The sequence below is a fragment of the Lawsonibacter sp. LCP25S3_E2 genome, assembly GCF_052117285.1.
Taxonomy (GTDB): Bacteria; Bacillota; Clostridia; order Oscillospirales; family Oscillospiraceae; genus Lawsonibacter.
In genome coordinates this window covers 1-1,667 of the sequence record NZ_JBQKJL010000061.1, presented here as the reverse complement: position 1 = coordinate 1,667, position 1,667 = coordinate 1, and the positions used below count along the sequence as shown (strand labels likewise).

Here is a 1,667-nt window from a genome sequence, read left to right as displayed (position 1 = left end):
CAATGTCACTTAGTTAGCAAGTAAGGAACCTCACAAAGGCAGCACACAGCAAAGCGAAAGCAAGCTGTGTGCTGTCTTTTGCGACATTAGGGCATGACAACAAAGCGGATCGGAAAATCCGCTTTAAAAAGAATGTTCAAATCACAAGAATTATGCTACTCTATAGGTGAAGCTGGCAGAAGATTTCTGCGTTAGCTTACGAGTATCTTTTCGACCGGGGCGAATGGGCGAAATATATCTCATAAGCATGGCTTCAAGAATGGGTGGAGGGACAGCTCCAAGGAAGAATTGTCTGCAAATATGTACTGCATCAGAGAAATTAACCTTATAGGTATGCGTTTTCTGTGCCTGCCGGATGACTACGGACTGTGCAATCAATTCGCAGAAGTTGTACATGGTGAGCTTGGCAAAAATCTCCTGGAGAACGAACTCCACCTTTTTTGCGTGTAAATGAAGAAGTCCCAGAGTGTGTTTCAAGTTGCGGAAAGAGGTCTCAATACCCCAGCGCATCGCATAAAGCCTCTTAATATCATGTAAAGGGAAAGCGGATGCATCCAGATTCGTAATAATGGTTTCACAGGCGGTATCTGAGATAGGAAAGCGAACGATTCTGAAATGCAGTTCAAAGAATACAGCAGGGTCGTACTTTCTTGATGTGCGTGGCAGATAATCAAATCGGATGGTATTTGTGATATGCCTATAGTGATTTTTGTCTTTAAGCAGTTCTTTTACTTCATTTGACTGCTTATTTGTCAGTTTCAAATGGAAAGGAACATCGAACTCATCTGTGGCTGGCAAAGCAAGGCCGGATGCAATACCGGCTGTGCCATCCTTAATTCTGATCAAGAAATTCCAGCCCTTCTCCTGAATGTGAGCAAGATTGTTATAGGATTCATAGCCTCTGTCCGCAAGGAGCAAAGCGCTTTCAATAGCAGAGCGATCTACCATGGCAGTTAATGCAGCAGATTCGTCAGCCTTTCTGCTTTTCTGAACAAGAGCATCCACATAAATGTGCTGGTGCAAATCATACATAGCGTTGATATGCAGCAGGTTGTATGCTCTCTGCCCGTTTACCCCCGGATAGTAGGAATCCGGGTCTTTGGGATTGGCTGCAATCTGCAAATCGGAGCCATCAACGGCAAGAAGACGGAGACCTCTGTACAGCTTGTTTTCGTCGACACTTCTGGAGAAGTCATGGAATAGGGATTCAAACGCCTCTGGAAGGATTGTAGATCGTCGTTGGATAAAAGCAGAAGAAGTTCCCGCAGAGGGATCCAAGCCAAAGAAATCCATAATTTCGTGGTTAAGCGTTCCGCCTCTAAAGGCCAGGATGAAGGGAATCACTTTTTGAAAGGGAAACTTCCTGTTCCTGGTATTGTCTTTGCCGGGTCTTGCGGAGAAGAGCCATTTGTAGTCTGTCATAGCTTGAATTGCATCTTTCAGTGCTTTTTTTACGGTTTTTGGATTCATAAGTAAGCCTCCTCGTAGTTTGGCGTGTCGGGACACGCTTCTAACTACAAAGGCCATTTTGCTAACCGAAGTTAGCAAAATGGCCGCACGAAATGATGCTTTTGTCAAGCCCTGTTTTGAATTATTACGAAAAAAATCCTCCTACCCTCTCATTTCTGAGGGTAGGAGGATTTGTCAGCTTAACTTACTGACATTGG

Annotated in this window: 1 protein-coding gene; it reads right to left on the bottom strand. The window is 44.3% G+C overall.

The features are described from left to right. Nucleotides 1–150: 150 nt before the first annotated feature. The gene (locus ACTQ3R_RS16475) at nt 151–1,470 is read right to left on the bottom strand and encodes an IS4 family transposase (protein WP_321690086.1); all 1,320 of its coding nucleotides are present in this window, start codon (nt 1,468–1,470) and stop codon (nt 151–153) included. Nucleotides 1,471–1,667 lie beyond the last annotated feature (197 nt).

Excerpts from the sequence above, each read along its gene's own strand:
- ACTQ3R_RS16475 (WP_321690086.1), bottom strand. The coding sequence starts at position 1,470 with ATGAATCCAAAAACCGTAAAAAAAGCACTGAAAGATGCAATTCAAGCT.